Source organism: Streptomyces hundungensis (assembly GCF_003627815.1).
Classification (GTDB): domain Bacteria; phylum Actinomycetota; class Actinomycetes; order Streptomycetales; family Streptomycetaceae; genus Streptomyces; species Streptomyces hundungensis_A.
The window spans coordinates 6,652,722-6,674,040 of record NZ_CP032698.1 but is presented as its reverse complement, the minus strand read 5'-3'; the positions used below and the strand labels follow the sequence as shown (position 1 = coordinate 6,674,040).

Here is a 21,319-nt window from a genome sequence, read left to right as displayed (position 1 = left end):
GGGCTCCCGTGGGGGAGTTACTTCTTACGGCCGCGCTTCTCGCGCACCCGCACCGAGATGTGGATCGGGGTGCCGTCGAAGCCGAACTCCTCGCGCAGCCGGCGCTCGATGAAGCGCCGGTAGCCGGCCTCGATGAAGCCCGAGGCGAACAGGACGAACCGCGGCGGCTTGGTGCCCGCCTGCGTACCGAACAGGATGCGCGGCTGCTTTCCGCCGCGGATCGGGTGCGGGTGCCCGGCGACGAGCTCGCCGAGGAAGGCGTTGAGGCGGCCGGTGGGGACCCGGGTCTCCCAGCCCGCAAGCGCCGTCTCGATCGCCGGGACCAGCTTCTCCATGTGACGGCCGGTCAGCGCGGAGACGTTGACGCGGGGTGCCCAGGCGACCTGCTGCATCTCGGTCTCGATCTCGCGCTCCAGGTAGTAGCGCCGCTCCTCGTCGAGGGTGTCCCACTTGTTGTACGCGATGACGAGCGCGCGCCCGGCCTCGACGGCCATCGTGATGATGCGCTGGTCCTGCACGGAGATCGACTCGCTGGTGTCGATGAGGACGACCGCGACCTCCGCCTTCTCGACGGCGGCGGCGGTGCGCAGCGAGGCGTAGTAGTCGGCGCCCTCCTGGAGGTGGACGCGGCGGCGGATGCCCGCCGTGTCGATGAACTTCCAGGTGATTCCGCCGAGTTCGATGAGCTCGTCGACCGGGTCGCGGGTGGTGCCGGACTGCGCGTTGACGACGACCCGGTCCTCCTTCGCGACCTGGTTCAGGAGCGAGGACTTGCCCACGTTGGGACGGCCGATGAGGGCGATGCGGCGGGGGCCGCCGACCGTGGTGCCAAAACGCTGGGCGGGGGCTTCCGGCAGCGCCTTGAGGATCTCGTCGAGCAGGTCGCCGGTGCCGCGGCCGTGCAGCGCGGAGATGGGGAACGGCTCGCCGAGGCCCAGCGACCACAGGGCCGCGGCGTCGGACTCGCCGGACATGCCGTCGACCTTGTTCGCGGCGAGCACGACGGGCTTGCCGGCCCGGCGCAGCAGCCGGACGACGGCCTCGTCGGTGTCGGTGGCGCCCACCGTGGCGTCCACGACGAAGACGACGGCGTCGGCGGCCTCGATGGCGAACTCGGCCTGGGCGGCGACGGAGGCGTCGAGCCCGAGGACGTCCTGCTCCCAGCCGCCGGTGTCGACGACCTTGAAGCGCCGGCCGGCCCACTCGGCCTCGTAGGTGACGCGGTCGCGGGTGACGCCGGGCTTGTCCTGGACGACGGCCTCGCGGCGGCCGATGATGCGGTTCACCAGGGTCGACTTGCCGACATTGGGGCGGCCGACGACGGCGAGGGCCGGGAGCGGGCCGTGGCCGGCTTCGTCGAGGGCCTCCTCGATGTCCTCGGCGTCGAAACCCTCCTCGGCGGCGAGCTCCATGAACTCCGCGTACTCGGCATCGCCGAGCGCTCCGTGTTCGTGCTGGTCGTTCATGAAGTCCGTACCTCGTTCATCGTCGTGATCGGTGGAGCGCGATCGAGCGGTCCACTACTGAAAGTCTGGCCTAGCGCCCGGTCAGGCGCCTGGCGTTCTCCAGGTGGCCGGTGAGCCGGTCCTGGATGCGGACGGTGGCCTCGTCGAGCGCCTTGCGGGTGCGGCGTCCGCTGCCGTCGCCCGCTTTGAAGGCGTCGCCGAAGACCACGTCGACGCGGCCACGCAGGGGTGGCAGCCCCTTTATCAACCGTCCGCGGCGCTCGGTGCTTCCCAGGACGGCCACCGGGACGACGGGCGCCCCCGACCGTACGGCGAAGTAGGCGAGGCCGGCCCGCAGCGAGGCGAAGTCGCCGTCGCCCCGGGTGCCCTCGGGGAAGATGCCGAGGACGCCGCCCCGCTCGAGGACGGCGAGCGCCTCGGTGATCGCGGCGCGGTCGGCGACCGTCCGGTCCACCTTGAGCTGGCCGATGCCGTGGAGGAAGGTGCCGAGGGGCCCGATGAAGGCTTCCTTCTTGATCAGGAAGTGGGTGCCGCGCGGTGCGGTGCCCATGACCATCGGGCCGTCGATGTTGTGGGAGTGGTTGACGGCGAGGATCACCGGACCGCTCGCCGGGACCCGCCAGGCGCCCAGCACCCTGGGCCTGAACAGCCCGTACATCAGGCCGACGCCGATCCGGCGCCCGATCTCCGCGCCCCGCTCGGCGACAGGTACTGCTGTCACTTGGCGGCCCGCTTCTCCTCGATGAGGGTGACGACGCACTCGATGACCTGGTCCAGGGTGAGCTCGGTGGTGTCCACCTCGACGGCGTCGTCGGCCTTGGCGAGCGGGGAGGTCTTGCGGCCGGAGTCCGCCGCGTCCCGCTTGATCAGGGCTTCCTTGGTGGCCGTCACGTCGGCGCCCTTGATCTCGCCGCTGCGGCGGGCCGCGCGCGCCTCGGGGGAGGCGGTGAGGAACACCTTCAGGTCGGCGTCGGGCAGCACGGTGGTGCCGATGTCACGGCCCTCGACCACGATGCCCTGCCCGGCGCCCGCCGCGATGTCGCGCTGGAGCTGGGTGATCAGGGCGCGCACCTCGGGGACCGCGCTGACGGCGCTGACCTTGGAGGTGACGTCCTGGGTGCGGATCGGGCCGGAGGCGTCCTCGCCGTCGACGGTGATGGTCGGCGCCGACGGGTCGGTGCCGGAGACGATCACCGGCTTGGCCGCCGCTACGGCGATCTCCGCGGGGTCGTCGATGTCGATCCCGTTGCTGATCATCCACCAGGTGATCGCCCGGTACTGGGCGCCGGTGTCCAGGTAGCTCAGCCCCAGCTTGGCGGCGACCGCCTTGGAGGTGCTGGACTTGCCGGTGCCGGAGGGGCCGTCGATGGCGACAATCACTGCTGCCGGAGCGGTCCGGGCGGCGGTTTCCACGGTGACGGACACCTTCCTGGTACGGGGCGGGGGATGCTCGGGACGCAAATCCGCCCCGTACAAGGTTACTGGCTCGTGCGAGCCCCCCGTCCCGCCCGGGCGGGACGACCGCGTCACTGCCTGAGGGACCAGCCCCGCTCGCGCAGCGCGGCACTCAGGCCGGGGGCCGCGGCCGGCTCGACCATGAGCTGGACCAGGCCCGCCTGCCGGCCGGTGGCGTGCTCGATGCGGACGTCCTCGATGTTGACCCCGGCCCGGCCCGCGTCCGCGAAGAGCCGCGCGAGACCGCCCGGCTCGTCGCTGATCAGGACGGCGACGATCTCGTACGTGGCGGGCGCCGCGCCGTGCTTGCCCGGCACCCGGACCCGGCCGGCGTTGCCGCGCCGCAGCACGTCCTCGATGCCGGCGGCGCCGCCGGCCCGCTTGTCCTCGTCGGCGGACTCCAGGGAACGCAGGGCGCGCACCGTCTCGTCGAGGTCGGCGGCGATCCCGGAGAGCACGTCGGCGACCGGGCCCGGGTTGGCGGAGAGGATCTCGACCCACATCCGGGGGTCGGAGGCCGCGATGCGGGTGACGTCGCGGATGCCCTGGCCGCACAGCCGTACCGCCGTCTCGTCGGCCGCCTCCAGGCGGGCGGCGACCATCGAGGAGACCAGCTGCGGGGTGTGCGAGACCAGCGCCACGGCGCGGTCGTGGGCGTCGGCGTCCATGACGACCGGCACGGCACGGCACAGGGCGACCAGTTCGAGCGCCAGGTTGAGCACCTCGGTGTCGGTGTCCCGGGTCGGCGTCAGCACCCAGGGCCGGCCCTCGAAGAGGTCGGCGGTGGCGGCCAGCGGACCCGAGCGCTCCTTGCCGGCCATGGGATGCGTACCGATGTAGGAGCCAAGGTCGCAGCCGAGCGAGAGCAGCTCGCGGCGCGGGCCGCCCTTGACGCTGGCCACGTCGATGTAGGCGCGGGCCACGTCGCCGCGGATCGCCCCGGCCAGGGTGGCGGCCACATGGGCGGGCGGCACGGCCACGACGGCGAGGTCGACCCGGCCACCGGGGGCCTCGTCCGTGCCGGCGCCGAGCGCGGCGGCGGTGCGGGCCTGGGCGGGGTCGTGGTCGGCGAGGTGCACGGTGATCCCGCGGCTCGCGAGGGCCAGGGCGGCGGAGGTGCCGATCAGGCCGGTACCGATGACGAGGGCGGTTCTCACTGGGCGATGTCCTTGCGCAGGGCGGCGGCGGAGCCGAGGTAGACGTGGGCGATCTCGGCGCGGTCGAGGTAGGTCTCGACGTGGGCGAGGATCCGCACCACCCGGGGCATGGCCCCGGCGACGTCGAGTTCCTGCGCACAGATCAGGGGTACGTCGGTGATGCCGAGCTGGCGCGCGGCGGCGGCCGGGAAGTCGCTGCGCAGATCGGGGGTGGCGGTGAACCAGATGCTGATGAGGTCGTCGGGGGTCAGGCCGTTGCGCTCCAGGATCTCGGTGATCAGCACGCCGACCTGCTCGTCCATGTGACCGGCTTCGTCCCGCTCCAGCTGGACGGCCCCACGGACCGCTCGTACCGCCACGACGTACTCCTCGGACTTCGGCCTTCGACTTCGTTCCCGTTCAGCGTAGTCAGCGCGGTCGGCGCACGGCGGCGGCGGTCGCCCCTCGGGACGGGTCGGCCGCCGCGCCCCGGGGGGCGTCACCGCCGGACCGGGGCTGCGGTACAACCTACGGATGATCCTGCATGTGGTTCCTCTGGACGAGTGGTCGGCCGACCCGCACCTGCCCTACCGCCCGCCCTCGCTCGCCACCGAGGGCTTCGTGCACTGCTCGGCCGACGAGGCCTCGGCGCTGGCCGTCGCCGACGCCCGCTACCGGCAGGTCCCGGGGCCGCTCCTGGTGCTGTGTGTCGAGGAGTCGGCGCTGGCCGCCGAGGTCCGCTGGGAGGGCGTGGGAAGCGTCCTGTTCCCGCATGTGTACGGGCCGGTCGAGCGGGCGGCCGTGACCGCGGTCCTGGAGGTGCGCCGGGACGCCGAGGGCCGCGCGATCGGGCTCGCGGCACGCGGCTGACCCGAGGTCGCGCGGCCGACCCGGGGTCGTGCGGCCGACCCGGGGAGCGGCTTTGCCGGTCAGGCGCCGGGCAGAGCACGCACGAGGTCCTTGCGGGACGCGCGCGCACCGCCTGAGGCAGGCACGCGCGAGAGGGACGCACGAAAGGAGGCATGGGGCCCGTCGGTGCTTCGTCCCGGGGGCCCGCCGCGCCAGGATGCTTCTGCCGCGGCCCCTTCCGGGCGCCCGGCGTGAGACCTGAGGAGTGCACACCATGGAAGCAGTCAACAGCCGTCGCACGGTTCTCGTGGCGGCGGCGGGCGCGGCGGCCCTCGCGGGTTGTTCGAACTCCGGTGACGGCGGCGGCAGTTCGACGCCCACCCCGGGCGCGCCCAGCGGCGCCGCCTCCGCCGCGCCGGACCGGTCGAGCCCGCCGGCGGCGTCCGGTGAGCCGAGCGCGTCCGGTGAGCCGAGCGCGTCCGCCGGGACCGGCCGGGTCCTCGCCCGCACCTCGGACATCCCGGTCGGCGGCGGGAAGGTCTTCGCCGACCGGAAGGTGGTCGTCACCCAGCCCGTTGCGGGCACCTTCAAGGGCTTCTCGGCGATCTGCACCCACCAGGGGTGCACGGTATCCACGGTGTCGGACGGCACCATCAACTGCCCCTGCCACGGCAGCAAGTACCGGATCGCGGACGCCTCGGTGGCGCACGGCCCGGCCCCGCGTCCGCTGCCCGCCCAGCCGATCACCGTCGATAAGGGTTCGATCCTGCTGCCCTGACCGGCGACGATGGGTGTCATGACGCCCGAAGAGCTCGTCGCCGACCACACCGTCTACTCCTGCGTCATGGGCTCGCGCGCCTTCGGCCTCGCGACCGAGGACAGCGACACCGACGTCCGCGGGATCTATCTAGCGCCCACCGCGCTGTTCTGGGGCTTCGAGAAGCCGCCGTCCCATGTCGAGGGCCCGGCCCCCGAGCAGTTCGGCTGGGAGCTGGAGCGGTTCTGCGAGCTGGCCCTGCGCGCCAACCCGAACATCCTGGAGTGCCTGCACTCCCCGCTGGTCGAGCACATCGACGCCACGGGACGCGAACTGCTCGCCCTGCGCGAGGCGTTCCTGTCCCGGCGGGCCCACCAGACGTTCGTGCGCTACGCGCTCGGCCAGCGCAAGAAGCTCGACGCCGACGTCCGCCGGTTCGGCGCGCCCCGGTGGAAGCACGCCATGCATCTGCTGCGGCTCCTGACGAGCTGCCGCGATCTGCTGCGCACCGGCGCGCTCGCCATCGACGTGGGCGCCGAACGGGAGCGCCTCCTGGCGGTCAGGCGCGGCGAGGTGTCCTGGCCCGAGGTGGAGTCCTGGATGGCCCGCCGGGCGACCGAGGCCGACGAGGCGGCCACCACCTCTCCCCTGCCGCCCGAGCCCGACCGGGCCCGGGTGGCGGAGTTCCTGTTCCGCGTGCGCCGCGAGTCGGCCCTGAAGGCGGGGGCGTACGACGACGTCGTGCGGCACGGCGTGCGTCGTGGGTGACGCCGTTTGGGCTCACGCGTCCCAGAGCGCCCCTAGGGTCAGCAGTTCGCTGCGGTACTCGATGCGCTCCGCCCACTCCTTGGGCCAGGCCGCCACCCCGAGGTGGGCGCCGACGAACGCGCCGGTCAAGCAGGCGATGGAGTCCGAATCGCCTTGGGTGCAGGCCGCCCGGCGCAGCGCGGTGAGGGGTTCGTCGGGGAAGAGCAGGAAGCAGAGCAGAGCCGTGGCGAAGGCCTCCTCGGCCACCCAGCCGTCGCCGGTGTCCAGGCAGGGGTCGGTCTCGGGCGAGGGCGCGCGGAGCGCCTTCAGTACCCGGTCGAGGGCGTCGAGGCACTCGTCCCAGCCGCGCGCGATGAAGTGGCCCGGGGTCGGGTCCTGCGCCCGCGTCCACAGGTCGCCGAGCCAGCGGTCGTGATAGCGGCTGCGGTTCTCGTAGGCGTACGAGCGCAACTGGCCGACCAGGCCCATCGGGTCGGCGCCCTGGGCGAGCAGGAACACCGCGCGGGCGGTGAGGTCGGAGGCGGCGAGGGCGGTGGGGTGGCCGTGGGTGAGGGCGGCCTGCAACTGGGCGGCGCCCGCCCGCTGTTCCTCGCTCAAACCCGGCACGAGACCGATGGGCGTGACCCGCATGTTGGCGCCGCAGCCCTTGGAGCCGAGCTGGGTGGCCTGCTGCCAGGGCAGCCCCCGGTCCAGTTGGGCGCAGGCCACCAGGCAGGTGCGGCCGGGGGCGCGGTTGTTCTCGGGCGAGTGGTACCAGTCGACGAACTCCTCGCGGACCGGCCGCTCCAGGCGCAGCGGGCCGAGCAGCCCGCGGTCCATGGCGGTACGGATGCCGCGGCCGAGGGCGAGGGTCATCTGGGTGTCGTCGGTGACGATCGCGGGTGTGGGCAGCGCCATCTCGCGCCAGGGCCCGCACTTGGCGAGGATCGCCGGCACGTCGTCGAACTCGGTGGGGAAGCCGAGGGCGTCCCCCAGTGCGAGGCCGATCAAGGCACCGGTGGCCGTCTGTCGAGCGGAACGGTTCATGTTGGTCGTCCCTCCGGGCGCATCAGGGGCGGGTGCAGCGCGGTCGCGGGGCCCGCCCGGTAGAGCGCGGCCGGTTTGCCCCGGCCGCCGGTCAGCCGCGAAGCACCTGCCACCTGCTCGACGAAGCCGGGCGTGGCCAGCACCTTGCGGCGGAAGTTGGGGCGGTCGAGCGCGGTGCCCCAGACCGTCTCGTACACCTGCTGGAGCTCGCCGAGGGTGAACTGCGGCGGGCAGAACGAGGTGGCGAGGCAGGTGTATTCGAGCTTGGCGCCGACGCGTTCGTGGGCGTCGGCGAGGATGTCGGCGTGGTCGAAGGCGAGGCGCCCGCGGGTGCCGAAGGCGACCCACTCGGCGTGCGCCGCGTCGCCGCCGCCGCGCGGTTCGGGCAGGTCGGGCACGAGCGCGGTGTACGCGACCGAGACGACCCGCATCCTGGGGTCGCGGTCCGGCTCGCTGTAGGTGCGCAGTTGTTCCAGGTGGAGGGTGGCCACCACGTCGTCCGCGAGGCCCGTCTCCTCGGCCAGTTCGCGCCGGGCCGCGAGTTCGGCGGACTCGCGCGGCAGCACGAAACCGCCGGGCAGCGCCCAGGCGCCCGCGTACGGGTCCTGGCCGCGCCGGATGAGCAGTGCGTGCAGGGCGCCCTCGCGGACCGTGAAGACGGCGAGGTCCACGGTGACGGCGAACGGCGCGAAGGCGTGCGGGTCGTATCCCTCGGGCACCTTGGCCGCCGGCTCCCGGGCGCCCCCCTCCCGGGCCCGGGGGCCGACGGCGGTCATCGCCGCTCCGGCAGCGGGTCGGCGAGCTCCCAGCCCCGGTCGAGCAGCGCGTCCACGGCGGCCACGGCGGTCGCCAGGCGTTCCTCGTGCGGGCCGCGCACTTCGATGAACTCCCGTCCGGTACGGGTGAGTTCGGCCCGGAACCGGTCGGTCATCCAGGGCCGCAGCTCCTCCTCGTCGCGCAGCCCGTCGTCCTCGAAGGGCACCCCTTCGTGGTCGGTGAGCAGCCACAGGTGGTGGGCCGCGGCCCGTTCGGCGACCGCGTCGACGCGCGGGTCGCGCCGGCCCACGTAGCGCTCGTGCCACACGGTGGTGGCGAAGGAGTCGGTGTCGCAGAACAGCACGGGCGAGCCGAGTCCGGCCGCGGCGTTCTCGCGCTCGTTCTGCCGCTCGGCGATCACCGGGAACTCGTCCGAGCCGAACTCGACGTCCTCCCAGCACGCCTGCGGGTAGCGGGCGCGCAGCGCGGCCAGCTTGCCCTCGCTGTACTCGCGTCCGTACTCCTCGACCCAGCGGGTGCGCGCCCAGACCCCGCCGCGCGCGCGGTAGTGCGCGGCGAGGGCGCGGGCCAGGGTGGTGGTGCCGGTGGACTCGGCGCCGAGCACGACCACGCGCCGGGTGAGCCAGGCCCTCACCGGCGCGTCGAGGAAGTCCCAACTGCCCACCGGGTCCTTGCGCACGGCGGTGCCGGAGACGGGGAACAGGGTGCGGTCGAGGTCGACCAGGACGTGCTCGGCGCCGAAGCGGCGGGCGAGTTCGTCGCCGTAGGACTCGGAGGTGAACACCGCGTCGACGCGCTCGGGGACGGCGCCGCGGAAGACGGCCATGTGGGCGTCCCATATCACCGGGTCGTGCAGGTCCACCCCGATGTCGTCGACGGCGCCCAGGACGCGGGCGTCCGGATGTGCCGCCCGCATCCACCGCACTCGCTCGGCCAGCGGGATCGTCTCGACGGAGGCGGCGCACACCAGCACGGTGAGCCGTTCGCAGTGGGCGGCCGCGGTGCGCACCAGGTGGTGGTGGCCGGCGTGCGGCGGATAGAACTTGCCCAGGACCAGGCCGTGTTGATGCCGCTTCACACCGTCACCTCGTCAAGTCGCCGGGGCCTGAAGCCCAGTTCGCGCCGCCAGCCCCGCAGCCCGATCAGGCACAGGGCCAGGAAGCCGACGTACAGGAGCGAGGTCGCGTAGAGCTCCTTGTAGGCGTAGAGCGGGATGTAGATCACGTCCGCCGCGATCCACAGCCACCAGGATTCGAGGAGCTTCTCGCACTGGCCGTACGTCGCCGTCAGGGACAGGGCGGTGGTGAGCGCGTCCCAGAACGGGACGGTCGAGTCGGTGGCCGCGGCGAGCAGGAACGTCAGCGCCACGGTCCCCACCGCCCCCGCCGTGAGCAGCCCCAGCCACTCGGTGCGGGTCGTGCGCCGGACCGGAAGCGTGCCGGAACCTGGTCCACCCCCGTGGGTCCAGGTCCACCAGCCGTACCCGGCGAGGGCGATGAAGACGACCTGGAGTCCGGCGTCCGCGTACAGGCCCGCCTGGAGGAAGAGCACGATGAAGAACAGGTTGTTGGCGATGCCCACCGGCCAGTTGGCGACGTGCCGGCGGGCCACCAGCCAGACGCAGAGCGCGCCGGTGACGAACCCGAGTGTCTCGGTCCAGGTGAGGGACACACCGACCTCCTTAATGGTCGCTGTGACTATAAAGAGGTCAGGGGTGGGCGCACAAGGTTGTTCAGAAGGGCGCACAAAGTTGCGGGGGCGCACACGACGCGAAAGCCCGGCTCCCCCAGGACGGGGAAGCCGGGCTCCGGCGGCGGGTGTTGGGGGTCCTTAAAGCTCGACCTCGCGCATCAGCATGCCGACCTCGGTGTTGGTGAGGCGGCGCAGCCAGCCGGACTTCTGGTCGCCGAGCCCGATCGGGCCGAACCCGACGCGCACCAGCTTCTCGACCGGGAAGCCGGCCTCGGCCATCATGCGGCGCACGATGTGCTTGCGGCCCTCGTGGAGCTCGATCTCGACGAGGTAGTTCTTGCCGGTCTGCTGGATGACGCGGAAGGCGTCGGCCCGCGCGTAACCGTCCTCCAGCTGGATGCCCTCCTTGAGCCGCTTGCCGATCTCGCGCGGCAGCGGGCCCGTGATGGCCGCCAAGTAGGTCTTCTTCACGCCGTACTTGGGGTGGGTCAGACGGTGGGCCAGCTCGCCGTGGTTGGTGAGCAGGATGATGCCCTCGGTCTCGGTGTCGAGACGGCCCACGTGGAAGAGGCGGGTCTCGCGGTTGGTGACGTAGTCACCGAGGCACTGGCGGCCGTCCGGGTCCTCCATGGTGGAGACGACGCCGGCCGGCTTGTTCAGCGCGAAGAAGAGGTACGACTGGGTGGCGACGGTGAGGCCGTCCACCTTGATCTCGTCCCGCTCGGGGTCGACGCGCTTGCCCTGTTCGAGCACGATCTCGCCGTTGACCTCGACACGGGCCTGCTCGATCAGCTCCTCGCAGGCGCGGCGCGAGCCCATGCCGGCCCTGGCCAGCACCTTCTGCAAGCGCTCGCCCTCCTGCTCGGCGCCGGGGAAGGTCTTGGGGGTCTTCACGTCCGGCTTGTCCGCGTACCGGTCCCGGTTGCGCTGCTCGATCTTGGCGTCGAGCTCGCGCGGGCGGGCCTGGCCCAGGCGCTGGCCGTGCGGGCCGCGGCGGACCGGGGTGCCGCCCTGGGGCGCCTTGGGGCCGCCCTTGGCGCCGCCGCGCGCGGAAGCGCCGCGTCCACCGCGGGGGGCGTCGCCGCCCACGTCGTAGGTGCGCTCCTCGGGGCGCAGCGGACGCGGCTTGCCGCTGCCGCTCTGGCGCGGGCCGCCGCCCTGGCGCTGGCCGTCCCGGCCACCGCCGGATCCGCCCCGGCCGCCGCCACCGCCACTGCTGCCGCGGCCGCCGCTGTTGCCACCACGGCTCCCGCCGTTGTTTCCGCTGCTGTTCCTGCCGCTGCTGCTTCGCATCACATTTCCGTCTTGTCGTCTGCGGGGGTTTCCGGCGCGTCGGGCGCGTCCGGGTCGAACGACGGCACACCCTCCAGGGTCTCGGCCTCGATCGCGTCCGCCTCGGGGAGGAAGGGCGCCAGCTCCGGGAGCTCGTCCAGGCCGCGCAGGCCCATCCGCTCCAGAAAGTGGTTCGTCGTCCTGTACAGGATCGCACCTGTTTCGGGTTCCGTGCCCGCCTCGTCGACCAGACCGCGCTGGAGCAGGGTCCGCATGACCCCGTCACAGTTGACTCCGCGCACCGCGGAGACCCGCGAGCGGCTCACCGGCTGGCGGTAGGCGACGACCGCGAGGGTCTCCAGGGCGGCCTGGGTGAGACGGGCGTGCTGGCCGTCCAGGACGAAGCCCTCGACGGCGTCGGCGTACGCGGCCCGGCTGTAGAACCGCCAGCCGCCCGCGACCAGCCGCAGCTCGAAGCCGCGGCCCTGCGCCGTGTACTCGTCGGCCAGCTCCCGCAGGGCGTCCGCCACGGCCCTTCTGGGGCGTTCCAGGACCTTGGCGAGGTGCTCCTCGCTCGCGGGCTCGTCGACGACCATCAGGACGGCTTCCAAGGCCGGCTTCAGCTCCAGCTCCTCGCTCACGCCTGCTCCTCAGTCACCACGTGGTCGAACTCGTCGGTCACCGTCGGCGTCGCATCGCCCTCGCCGCCGCTCCAGCGCACCATCAGCTCCCCCAGCGCCTCGTCCTGGTCCAGGACGACGGCCTTCTCGCGGTACAGCTCCAGAAGGGCCAGGAACCGGGCGACCACGGTGAGCGTGTCCGGGGCGTCCTCGGCGAGCACCCGGAAGCTGACCTCCCCCGCCTCGCGCAGCCGCGCCACGACGATCCCCGCCTGCTCCCGCACCGAGACCAGCGGGGCGTGGATGTGGTCGACGTACACCTGGGGCGCGGCTCTGGGCTGCATGGCCTTGACGGCGAGCTTCGCGAATCCCTCGGCGCCGACGCTGATCACCACCTCGGGCAGCAGCTCGGCGAGGCCCGGCTCCAGGCCGACGGTGCGTGGGTATCTGCGCGCCTCGCCGTCCAGGCGCTCGCTGAAGATGTCCGCGACCCGCTTGTACGCGCGGTACTGCAAGAGCCGCGCGAACAACAGGTCCCGGGCTTCGAGCAGCGCCAGATCGGCCTCGTCCTCGACCTCGGCGGCGGGCAGCAGCCGGGCGGCCTTGAGGTCGAGCAGGGTGGCCGCGACGACGAGGAACTCGGTCGTCTGGTCCAGGTCCCAGTCCGGCCCCATGGCCCTGATGTGCGCCATGAACTCGTCGGTGACCTTGGACAGGGCGACCTCGGTGACGTCCATCTTGTGCTTGGAGATCAACTGGAGGAGCAGGTCGAAGGGCCCCTCGAAGTTGGCGAGCCGAACGGTGAACCGCCCGTCATCGGGAGCTTCGGCAGGCGGCACCCCTCCAGCCCCTCCGGCGTTCGAGGAGCGGGGGTCCGGGGGCGGAGCCCCCGGTGCCACCCCCTCGGCCGCGCCCGAATCCGACCCCCGGAGGGTCTCGGGAAGGGGCGGGGCGGGGAAAAAAGAACCCGGCCCCCGCCCGAGCGCACGGCGAGCCCCCCGCGCGGCGGGAGCGTCCGGTTCGTCGGCGGGGCTGGCCAAGGGGCTTTCCAGGGGGTGTGGAGCGGGCGGTGCGAAGCGCTGGCGGCCCACGGCCGCACGGCGCAGGCTAACGGCTAACGCCCCCGAAGACGCCGTACGAGAATGCTCGCGTCGCCCCGCGACTCCAGATCGGCGAGGACGACCGCGACGGCCTCCCGCACGATCCGCCCGCGGTCGACCGCGAGCCCGTGCTCACCGCGCAGGACCAGGCGCGCGTGCTCCAGGTCCATCAGCTCCTCGGCGGAGACGTAGACGGTGATCTTCTCGTCGTGGCGCTCGCGGCCGCTGGGCCGCCGGTTGGCCGCCCGCTGGCGGCGGCGCTGCTGCGCGGTGCCGGAGCCGCCCTGCGCGGGGGTGCGCCGCGCCTTGGCGGCGTCCGCATCGGCGGCGCCGCGGCTGCGCGGTTCGCCCGAGCCGGAGTCCTCCTCGGCCGCGCCGTGCTCCGCCTCGGGGGCGGACTCGGCGGCCACGGGTTCGCTCTCGCCCGCCGGCGCCGGCACCCGCGCCTCGCCACCGGGCCCCCGCCTGGGGGTGGACGGCGAGAGCGCCATCCCCCCGGTCGTACGGAACAGTTCGTCGGCCCCGGGCAGACTCACTCGGCGTGACACCGGGCGAGCACCTCCCTGGCGAGCTGGCGGTAGGCGGCCGCGCCGACGGAGTTGGAGGCGTACGTCGTGATGGGCTCACCGGCGACCGTGGTCTCCGGGAAGCGCACCGTGCGGCCGATGACCGTGTGGTAGACGTGGTCGTCGAAGGCCTCGACCACCCGGGCCAGGACCTCGCGGCTGTGCACCGTGCGCGAGTCGTACATCGTGGCGAGGATGCCGTCCAACTCCAGGTCGGGGTTGAGGCGTTCCTGCACCTTCTCGATCGTCTCGGTCAGCAGCGCGACACCGCGCAGCGCGAAGAACTCGCACTCCAGCGGCACGATCACCTTGTGAGCCGCCGTCAGGGCGTTCACGGTGAGCAGGCCGAGCGAGGGCTGACAGTCGATCACGATGTAGTCGTAGTCCTGCATCAGCGGCTTGAGCGCCCGCTGGAGCGTGGACTCGCGCGCGACCTCGCTCACCAACTGCACCTCGGCGGCGGACAGGTCGATGTTGCTCGGCAGCAGGTCCATGTTGGGGACCGCGGTCTTGAGCAGCACCTCGTCGGCCGACATGCCCCGCTCCATGAGCAGGTTGTAGACGGTGAGGTCGAGTTCCATCGGGTTCACGCCGAGGCCGACCGACAGGGCTCCCTGCGGGTCGAAGTCGACGAGCAGCACGCGGCGTCCGTACTCCGCGAGCGCGGCACCCAGGTTGATGGTCGACGTCGTCTTGCCCACGCCGCCCTTCTGGTTGCACATCGCGATGATCTTCGCGGGACCGTGGTCGGTCAGCGGGCCCGGGATCGGGAAGTACGGCAGCGGCCGTCCGGTCGGGCCGATCCGCTCGCGGCGCTGGCGGGCAGCGTCCGGGGCGAGGGTGGCCGCGTACTCGGGGTCGGGCTCGTACTCGGCGTCGGGGTCGTAGAAGTGCCCCTGGGGCACCTCGTCAAAGTCGGCGAGAGCGGCGGTGTCCCGGCCGCTCTCGTTGCCGGCCGTGGCGTTCACGTGTAGGCCGTCCATCATCCGTGGGGCTGTCGTCATGTGCTGGGTGGGGACCATCCCCGCGTGGGCGGGGACCGGTGTGGTTTCGAAGGCGCGGACCGCGACGGAGCCGACAGCCTCGGGCCCCGAAGGGCTCAGGCCCCGTACGGACATCCCCGCAGGGACTCCGGACTGACCACCTCCGGGAGTAAATGTCGACTCATTCACAAGTCGTCTTACCTCCTTGGACGTGACCAGGAAACTTTATCGATAGGTCAGCGTGGCACCATGCCGACGGTTGGCGACTCTATGGCGTGTCACCGGTCCGCAGCAACACAATCCGCCGGACCCGGCCCGATGTGTCGGCAACCGAACACCCCGCTGTCAAGGGCGTACGGGCATCGACGCGCACGTTTCACCAGTGCGCGAAACGGTTAAAGGGTTACGTTCGAGGCGAGTTGAGCGAGTCGTTCCGGGGCGGGCGGAAGTGTCGCGACACACATCCGGCCGGACCTTGGTCGACAAGGTCCGGCCGGGTGTACGCGGTTGACGGTCCGGTTGACGAACCGCCTTTTCACTAGCCGAGAAGCGCGTGCAGCTCGACCTGCTCCAGGCCGTGGGCCTCGGCGACCGGACCGTAAACGACCTGGCCGTCATGGGTGTTGAGGCCGAGCGCGAGGGCGGCGTCGCGGCGCAGCGCCTCGACCCAGCCGTTGTTCGCCAGCGACACGATGTAGGGCAGCGTGGCGTTGGTGAGGGCGTAGGTGGAGGTGTTCGGCACCGCACCCGGCATGTTGGCCACGCAGTAGAAGACCGAGTTGTGGACCATGAAGGTCGGCTCGGCGTGGGTGGTCGGACGCGAGTCCTCGAAGCAGCCGCCCTGGTCGATGGCGATGTCGACAAGGACACTTCCGGGCTTCATCTTGGCGACGAGCTCGTTGGTGACCAGCTTCGGGGCCTTCGCGCCGGGGATGAGCACCGCGCCGATGACGAGGTCGGCCTCGACGACGGCCTTCTCCAGCTCGTAGGCGTTGGAGACGATCGTCTGCACCTTGGTGCCGAAGATCTTGTCGGCCTCGCGGAGCTTGTTGATGTCCTTGTCGAGCAGGGTCACGTGGAAGCCCATGCCGACGGCGATCTGCGTGGCGTTCCAGCCGGAGACGCCGCCGCCGATGACGACCGCCTTGCCGGCGTGGGTGCCGGGGACGCCGCCGGGCAGCACGCCGCGGCCGCCGGCCGAGCGCATCAGGTGGTAGGCGCCGACCTGCGGGGCGAGCCGGCCCGCGACCTCGGACATGGGGGCGAGCAGCGGCAGCTGGCGGCCGGCCGTCTCGACGGTCTCGTACGCGATCGCGGTGGTGCCGGACTCAAGCAGGGCGTCCGTGCACTCGCGGGAGGCGGCGAGGTGCAGGTAGGTGAAGAGCGTCTGGTCCTTGCGCAGGCGGTGGTACTCCTCCGCGATGGGCTCCTTGACCTTGAGCAGCAGGTCGGCGGTGGCCCAGACCTCGTCCGCGGTGGCGAGGATCTCCGCGCCTGCCGCGACGTACTCGGCGTCCGTGATCGAGGAGCCCACACCGGCGCTCTGCTCGACGAAGACCTGGTGGCCGTGGCGTACGAGCTCGTGCACGCCGGCGGGGGTGATGGCCACCCGGAACTCGTTGTTCTTGACCTCGCGGGGGATACCGACCTTCACGTCGATCACGGTCCTTGACTCAGGGGGGTAAACGGGGGCAATGCCATACATACCCGTACGCGAACAGGCGCACCGGGGGCACCACAGGAGGCTGCGGCTCACCCAGTCTAATGAAGGTCCTCGCGCTGTCTACCCTTACAAAGCTTTAATCTTTGGCTGAAGCACTACGGATTTCGTAGGCCGCCTGGCTCCGATGGCTCATCTTCCAACAATCGATCGGCCGTGGACCGGTGCAACCGCGCGGCCGTGGGGTCGCCGAGCCGGTCCAGGGTGTCGGCGAGACGGAGCTGGAGCGCGGCCTGGAGGCGCAGATCACCGGCGTCGCGGGCGAGCTCCACGGCCTGGCGGCAGGTGCGCAGCGATTCCTCGGGGCGCCCCGCGTACTCCTGGACCCGGGCCACCTCGCTCAACGCCCGTGCCTGGCTGGGGAGATCACCGAGCCGGCGGTATCCGGCCACCGCGGCCCGCCAGCCGCGCAGCGCCTCGCCGTAGCGGCCCGCATAGGTGTGCACGGTGGCGAGGCGCCCGTACAGCCGGGCCTCGTCGGCGCGCTCGCCCCGCGCGAGCCGCTGGGACAGGGCGCGCCCGTACCAGTCGGAGGCCCGCTGCCAGTCCCCCAGCTCCTGGTGGGCGCCGCCTACGGATTCCATCGCCCGGCCCGTCGCGTACGGGTCGTTCGCGGCGCGGCCCGCGTCCAGGGCCGCCCGGTAGCGGGCCAGGGCCTCGGTGGTCCGCCCGGTCCGCGCGTCCAGGTCGCCCAGGTTCAGCAGCGCCGCGGCCTTCTCCCGGTGCAGCTCCCGGCGCTCGGCCACGTCGAGGACCAGCTGGTGCAGGCCGTACAGCTCGGGGGCGGCGGCCTCGGCGCCCCGGTGCGCGGCGAGCGCCCGCACCAGGGCGGCCACCAGGCGCCGGGCCAGGGTGTCGAGCTCGCCGTCCTCCACCGCGAGCCGGGCGGCCGCGAGCAGCGCGGGCCGCCGGCTGCTGAGCCAGGCGTCGGCGAGGGCCGCGTTCGGGAAGCGCAGGGCGCGCGGCAGCCCCGCGAGCTTCCGGCGGGCGGGCGAGCCCTCCGGCTCGGTGACCGCGCGGCAGGACTGGAGCAGCCGGACCGTCCGCTCCAGCATCCGGGCGCGGGCCAGCTGCACCTCGCCGGGCCGGTCGACGCTTTCGCACAGCGCGCGCAGCAGCGGCGCGAGGGCGCCGGGCACCCGGTACTGCTCGGGCGCGGCCGGGTCCCTGCGCAGCAGTCCGTACGCCACGAAGTCGGTCAGCGCCGCCTGGGCGCCGGTGACCGAGCAGCCGGCGAGGGCGGAGGCGGTGTGCGCGTCGGCGAGGCCGGCGGGGGCGAGGGCGAGCAGACGCAGTATCCGCGCGGCCGGCTGCGAGAGCGATGCGTGGACGAGCCGGAAGGCGCGGGCCAACGGCTGGGCGGCGATGGGGAGTTCGGCCGTCTCGTCGGTCATGGTGCGCAGTTGTTTGGCCACGTCGGCGACGGCGGCCTTGGGGCGGGCCGCGAGCCAGCCGCCGACCAGGACCAGGGCGGCGGGCTGCCCGCCGCAGGCCTCCACGAGGGACTCCGCGGCGCGCGGATCGACGGTGACGCGCACCGCGCCGGTGTAGCCCTCCAGGAGTTCGACGGCCGACTTCACGTCGAGCCCGCCCAGGGTGCAGGGGCGCACGTCGGGGATGCCGGTGAGGGGGCCTTCCGCGGTCGCCACGACCAGGCAGCGGGAGGTGTCGGGCAGCAGGGGGCCGACCTGTTCCGCGTCGGCCGCGTCGTCCAGGAGCACGATCGCCCGGCGGCCGGTGAGCGCCCCGCGGACCAGCTCGGCCAGCTCGTCCTGGCCGGCGCCGGGCGGCGCCGGGACCTCCAGGGCGTCCAGGAGGTCCCGGGCGACCCGGTCGAGGGGGACGCGGGTCCCGCCGGGTTCGGTGAGCGTGGCGCGCACGGCGCCGTCGGGGTAGTCGTCGGCCACCTGACGGGCCAGCTCGGCGGCGAGCGCGGTGCGTCCCGATCCGGGGCGGCCCGCGATCAGCAGGACCCGGGGCCGGGGCGACTTCTTCCCTGACAGGGTGTCAAGTCCGGCCCGTTCGATGTCGGCCCGGAGTTCCTTCAACTCGCGCTGCCTGCCCAGGAATTGATGCGTGCGCTGCCCGGCGGCAGTGCCACCCACGTCCACCGCCTGATCCGTCACGGGCCACGCTCCGTCCGCCTGAGCACCTGGAGACCGTGCGGGTCTCCGCACGGGCAGTCCGAGCGTAGTTCACGCTTCGTGACCGTTTGGGTGGAGCGCGGCGGAGATGTCGCCCGATCGGATCAGCAGATTTTCAGATCGGGTGAGACCGGACGTGATCGAAGGTGATCGGCGGCTGGGAACGACGCCGGTTCTACTCCTCGAAGGGGCGGGCCGGCCAGGGCGCCCCGGCCGGGCGCAGCGCCTCGACGCCGTCGCCCCGCAGGACGGCCGACAGCGCGAGCGCGCCGACCACCAGACAGGTGTTGTGCAGCTCCCCCGCGAGCACCCCCCGCACGAGGTCGTCGAGCGGGACCCGGGCCAGCTCCATGTCGGCCTCCTCCTCGGCGACCTCGAAGCGCTCGCCGTCCGCCTCGGACAGGTCCTGCGCCAGGAAGATCCGTACGGCCTCGTCGCTGCCGCCGGGGCTCGTGAACACATCGGTCAGGACGTGCCACCGCTCGGCCTTGACGTGGGCCTCCTCGTACAGCTCGCGCTGGGCGGCGTGCAGCGGGTTCTCGCCCGGCACGTCCAGGAGTCCGGCCGGGATCTCCCAGAGCTTGTGGCGCACCGGGTGGCGGTACTGGCGCAGCACCAGGACCCGGCCCTCCTCGTCCAGGGCCAGGATCGCCACCGAGCCGGGGTGGACCTGGTAGTCGCGCTGGTGCACCGCGCCGTCGGGCATCACGACGTCGTCGGTGCGCACGCTGGTCTTGTGGCCGGTGAAGGGGGTGGCACTCGCCACGACCTGCCAGTGTTCGGCGGTGTCCTCAAGGGCCATGGCGACGTCCTCCCACAGTGCGCGTACAACAGAAACCGGGGCACGGGCCCCGCAGGACCCGTACCCCGGCAACGTTAACGTGCACGGACTACTTGGCGGGCTTGCCCGTCTTGCGCTCGACGGCCGCCTTGACCAGGCCCGCGAAGAGCGGGTGCGGGCGCGTGGGGCGCGAGCGCAGCTCCGGGTGCGCCTGCGTGGCGACCAGGTAGGGGTGCACCTCGCGCGGGTACTCGACGTACTCCACGAGCTTGTTGTCGGGCGAGGTGCCCGAGAAGACGATGCCCGCCTTCTTCTCCAGCTCCGCGCGGTAGGCGTTGTTCACCTCGTAGCGGTGGCGGTGGCGCTCCTCGACGTAGGGCTGGTCGCCGTAGGCCTCGCGGACGACGGAACCCTCGGCGAGCTTCGCCGGGTACATGCCCAGGCGCATCGTTCCGCCCAGGTCGCCCGCGCCCTCGACGTAGGCCAGCTGCTCCTCCATCGTCGAGATGACGGGGTGGGCGGTGGCGGCGTCGAACTCGGTGGAGTTGGCGTCCGGGATGCCGGCCAGGTTGCGGGCCGCCTCGATGACGATGCACTGGAGGCCCAGGCAGATGCCGAGCAGCGGCACCTTGTTCTCACGGGCGTACTGGATGGCGCCGATCTTGCCGTTCACGCCGCGGTCGCCGAAGCCGCCGGGGACCAGGATCGCGTCCACGTCGCCGAGGTTCTTCTTGGCGCCGGCCGGGGTCTTGCAGTCGTCGGAGGTGACCCACTTGACCTTGACGCGGGCCTTGTTGGCGAAGCCGCCGGCCCGCATGGCCTCGGTGATCGACAGGTACGCGTCGGGCAGGTCGATGTACTTGCCGACCAGCGCCACGGTCACCTCGTGCAGCGGGTTGTGGACCCGGTCGAGGAGGTCGTCCCACTGCGTCCAGTCCACATCGCGGAACGGCAGGTCCAGCTTGCGGACGACGTAGGCGTCCAGGCCCTCGGTGTGCAGCACCTTGGGGATGTCGTAGATCGACTTGGCGTCGATCGCGGCGACCACGGCGGCCTCGTCCACGTCGCACATCAGCGAGATCTTGCGCTTGATCGACAGCGGCACCTCGCGGTCGGCGCGCAGCACGATCGCGTCGGGCTGGATGCCGATGTTGCGCAGGGCGGCGACCGAGTGCTGGGTCGGCTTGGTCTTCAGCTCGCCGGAGGGACCGATGTAGGGCAGCAGCGAGATGTGCACCACAAACACGTTGTCGCGGCCGACCTCGTGGCGGACCTGGCGGACGGTCTCCAGGAACGGCAGCGACTCGATGTCGCCGACCGTGCCGCCGACCTCGGTGATGACCACGTCGACGTCGTCGGTCGCCATCCGGCGGATGCGGTGCTTGATCTCGTTGGTGATGTGCGGGATGACCTGCACCGTGTCGCCCAGGTACTCGCCGCGCCGCTCCTTGGCGATGACCTGCGAGTAGACCTGCCCGGTGGTCACGTTGGCGGACCCGTCGAGGTCGACGTCGAGGAACCGCTCGTAGTGGCCGATGTCCAGGTCCGTCTCGGCGCCGTCGTTGGTGACGAACACCTCACCGTGCTGGAACGGGTTCATGGTGCCCGGGTCCACGTTCAGGTACGGGTCGAGCTTCTGCATCGTGACCCGAAGGCCCCGCGCCTTGAGGAGCGCACCCAGGCTGGAGGCAGTCAGACCCTTGCCGAGGGAAGAGGCGACACCCCCGGTGACGAAGATGTGCTTGGTCGTCGTGGCTGTGCTGTTTCGAAAAGCCTTGGGCTGCATGGCCAAGAGGGGGCTCCCGTGGTCGCGATCTGGAGTGCGTGCCGGTCACCCTGTGTGGATCTTGTGCGAATCCCGCGAGATCTCAGAGGGCGCCGTCGCTGCGGTTCGGGGCTTTTTTCAGCACCCGGCCACGGGCTACCAGGGTATCAGCGCCGGGGAGAGAGCGCGTCCGGCCACGCTCTGTATGCCGCTGGTCAGCCGTGCGTACGAGCCTCACTCGTTCGGCCCAGTGGCGTTCAATGGAGGCTCAAGCGGATCACTGAGGTGCGTCGTATCCTGCTCGGACACTCGCTTGCCGAGCCACCTGGTAGCACGGCGCCACCCCGTCCGTCATCGGGAACATGCGCTCGTTGGCGAACCCTTGACCGCTGTCGCTGTAAGCGCCCCCCGGGGGCGGACATGGCCGTTCGACTGGAGATTG

General features: G+C 72.2%; 21 protein-coding genes. 3 read left to right on the top strand and 18 right to left on the bottom strand.

Annotated elements, in window-relative coordinates:
• Positions 1-17 precede the first annotated feature (17 nt).
• The 5 genes from der to aroH form a co-directional block, all read right to left on the bottom strand.
• Entirely contained in the window at positions 18-1,466 is a 1,449-nt protein-coding gene (der, locus tag DWB77_RS29595) for a ribosome biogenesis GTPase Der (protein ID WP_120724754.1), read from the bottom strand.
• 70 nt (positions 1,467-1,536) lie between these two features.
• Complete coding sequence (locus DWB77_RS29590) at positions 1,537-2,226, bottom strand: lysophospholipid acyltransferase family protein (RefSeq protein ID WP_120724752.1); 690 nt, start codon at positions 2,224-2,226, stop codon at positions 1,537-1,539.
• On the bottom strand, positions 2,184-2,891 hold the full coding sequence (gene cmk, locus DWB77_RS29585) for a (d)CMP kinase (RefSeq protein WP_120724750.1): 708 nt from the start codon (positions 2,889-2,891) through the stop codon (positions 2,184-2,186). The genes DWB77_RS29590 and cmk overlap by 43 nt, the downstream gene beginning before the upstream one ends.
• A gap of 101 nt (positions 2,892-2,992) precedes the next feature.
• On the bottom strand, positions 2,993-4,078 hold the full coding sequence (locus DWB77_RS29580; protein WP_120724748.1) for a prephenate dehydrogenase: 1,086 nt from the start codon (positions 4,076-4,078) through the stop codon (positions 2,993-2,995).
• Complete coding sequence (gene aroH / locus DWB77_RS29575) at positions 4,075-4,437, bottom strand: chorismate mutase (protein WP_120724746.1); 363 nt, start codon at positions 4,435-4,437, stop codon at positions 4,075-4,077. Before aroH ends, DWB77_RS29580 begins: the two co-directional genes overlap by 4 nt.
• Before the next feature lie 154 nt (positions 4,438-4,591).
• On the opposite strand from aroH, the gene DWB77_RS29570 reads away from it, so the two are divergent.
• The 3 genes from DWB77_RS29570 (at position 4,592) to DWB77_RS29560 (ending at position 6,431) form a co-directional block, all read left to right on the top strand.
• Positions 4,592-4,927, top strand: a complete 336-nt coding sequence (locus tag DWB77_RS29570) for a DUF952 domain-containing protein (protein ID WP_120724744.1) — start codon at positions 4,592-4,594, stop codon at positions 4,925-4,927.
• 253 nt (positions 4,928-5,180) lie between these two features.
• Positions 5,181-5,684, top strand: coding sequence for a Rieske (2Fe-2S) protein (locus tag DWB77_RS29565; RefSeq protein WP_120724743.1), 504 nt, complete (start codon positions 5,181-5,183; stop codon positions 5,682-5,684).
• An 18-nt stretch (positions 5,685-5,702) separates the two neighbouring features.
• Positions 5,703-6,431, top strand: a complete 729-nt coding sequence (locus DWB77_RS29560) for a nucleotidyltransferase domain-containing protein (RefSeq protein ID WP_120728402.1) — start codon at positions 5,703-5,705, stop codon at positions 6,429-6,431.
• A 12-nt stretch (positions 6,432-6,443) separates the two neighbouring features.
• Here DWB77_RS29560 and DWB77_RS29555 read toward each other — a convergent pair whose 3' ends face one another.
• The 13 genes from DWB77_RS29555 to DWB77_RS29495 all read right to left on the bottom strand — a co-directional run bounded on the left by DWB77_RS29555 (position 6,444) and on the right by DWB77_RS29495 (position 20,898).
• Positions 6,444-7,457 carry an ADP-ribosylglycohydrolase family protein gene (locus DWB77_RS29555; RefSeq protein WP_120724741.1) on the bottom strand — a complete coding sequence of 338 codons (1,014 nt, stop codon included), beginning with the start codon at positions 7,455-7,457 and terminating at the stop codon, positions 6,444-6,446.
• On the bottom strand, positions 7,454-8,233 hold the full coding sequence (locus DWB77_RS29550) for an NUDIX hydrolase (protein WP_120724739.1): 780 nt from the start codon (positions 8,231-8,233) through the stop codon (positions 7,454-7,456). The genes DWB77_RS29555 and DWB77_RS29550 overlap by 4 nt, the downstream gene beginning before the upstream one ends.
• Positions 8,230-9,312: an AAA family ATPase gene (locus DWB77_RS29545; RefSeq protein ID WP_120724738.1), complete on the bottom strand. Its 1,083-nt coding sequence runs from the start codon at positions 9,310-9,312 to the stop codon at positions 8,230-8,232. Before DWB77_RS29545 ends, DWB77_RS29550 begins: the two co-directional genes overlap by 4 nt.
• On the bottom strand, positions 9,309-9,905 hold the full coding sequence (pnuC, locus tag DWB77_RS29540; protein ID WP_342778003.1) for a nicotinamide riboside transporter PnuC: 597 nt from the start codon (positions 9,903-9,905) through the stop codon (positions 9,309-9,311). The genes DWB77_RS29545 and pnuC overlap by 4 nt, the downstream gene beginning before the upstream one ends.
• A 159-nt stretch (positions 9,906-10,064) precedes the next feature.
• Positions 10,065-11,219: a pseudouridine synthase gene (locus DWB77_RS29535; RefSeq protein ID WP_120724736.1), complete on the bottom strand. Its 1,155-nt coding sequence runs from the start codon at positions 11,217-11,219 to the stop codon at positions 10,065-10,067.
• The gene (gene scpB, locus DWB77_RS29530; protein ID WP_120724734.1) at positions 11,219-11,839 is read right to left on the bottom strand and encodes an SMC-Scp complex subunit ScpB; all 621 of its coding nucleotides are present in this window, start codon (positions 11,837-11,839) and stop codon (positions 11,219-11,221) included. Before scpB ends, DWB77_RS29535 begins: the two co-directional genes overlap by 1 nt.
• Positions 11,836-12,870: a segregation and condensation protein A gene (locus DWB77_RS29525; protein WP_120728398.1), complete on the bottom strand. Its 1,035-nt coding sequence runs from the start codon at positions 12,868-12,870 to the stop codon at positions 11,836-11,838. Before DWB77_RS29525 ends, scpB begins: the two co-directional genes overlap by 4 nt.
• Positions 12,871-12,932: 62 nt before the next feature.
• Positions 12,933-13,454, bottom strand: a complete 522-nt coding sequence (locus DWB77_RS29520) for a hypothetical protein (RefSeq protein ID WP_120724732.1) — start codon at positions 13,452-13,454, stop codon at positions 12,933-12,935.
• Positions 13,451-14,602, bottom strand: a complete 1,152-nt coding sequence (locus tag DWB77_RS29515) for a ParA family protein (protein WP_120724731.1) — start codon at positions 14,600-14,602, stop codon at positions 13,451-13,453. The genes DWB77_RS29520 and DWB77_RS29515 overlap by 4 nt, the downstream gene beginning before the upstream one ends.
• 403 nt (positions 14,603-15,005) lie before the next feature.
• Positions 15,006-16,121 (bottom strand): alanine dehydrogenase, encoded by a 1,116-nt coding sequence (gene ald, locus DWB77_RS29510; RefSeq protein WP_120728396.1) that lies wholly within the window; start codon positions 16,119-16,121, stop codon positions 15,006-15,008.
• Between the two features lie 164 nt (positions 16,122-16,285).
• On the bottom strand, positions 16,286-18,313 hold the full coding sequence (locus DWB77_RS29505; protein WP_120724729.1) for a tetratricopeptide repeat protein: 2,028 nt from the start codon (positions 18,311-18,313) through the stop codon (positions 16,286-16,288).
• A 193-nt stretch (positions 18,314-18,506) separates the two neighbouring features.
• Positions 18,507-19,133 (bottom strand): NUDIX domain-containing protein, encoded by a 627-nt coding sequence (locus DWB77_RS29500; RefSeq protein WP_120724727.1) that lies wholly within the window; start codon positions 19,131-19,133, stop codon positions 18,507-18,509.
• 88 nt (positions 19,134-19,221) lie between these two features.
• Positions 19,222-20,898 (bottom strand): CTP synthase, encoded by a 1,677-nt coding sequence (locus DWB77_RS29495; RefSeq protein WP_120724725.1) that lies wholly within the window; start codon positions 20,896-20,898, stop codon positions 19,222-19,224.
• Between the last annotated feature and the right edge of the window lie 421 nt (positions 20,899-21,319).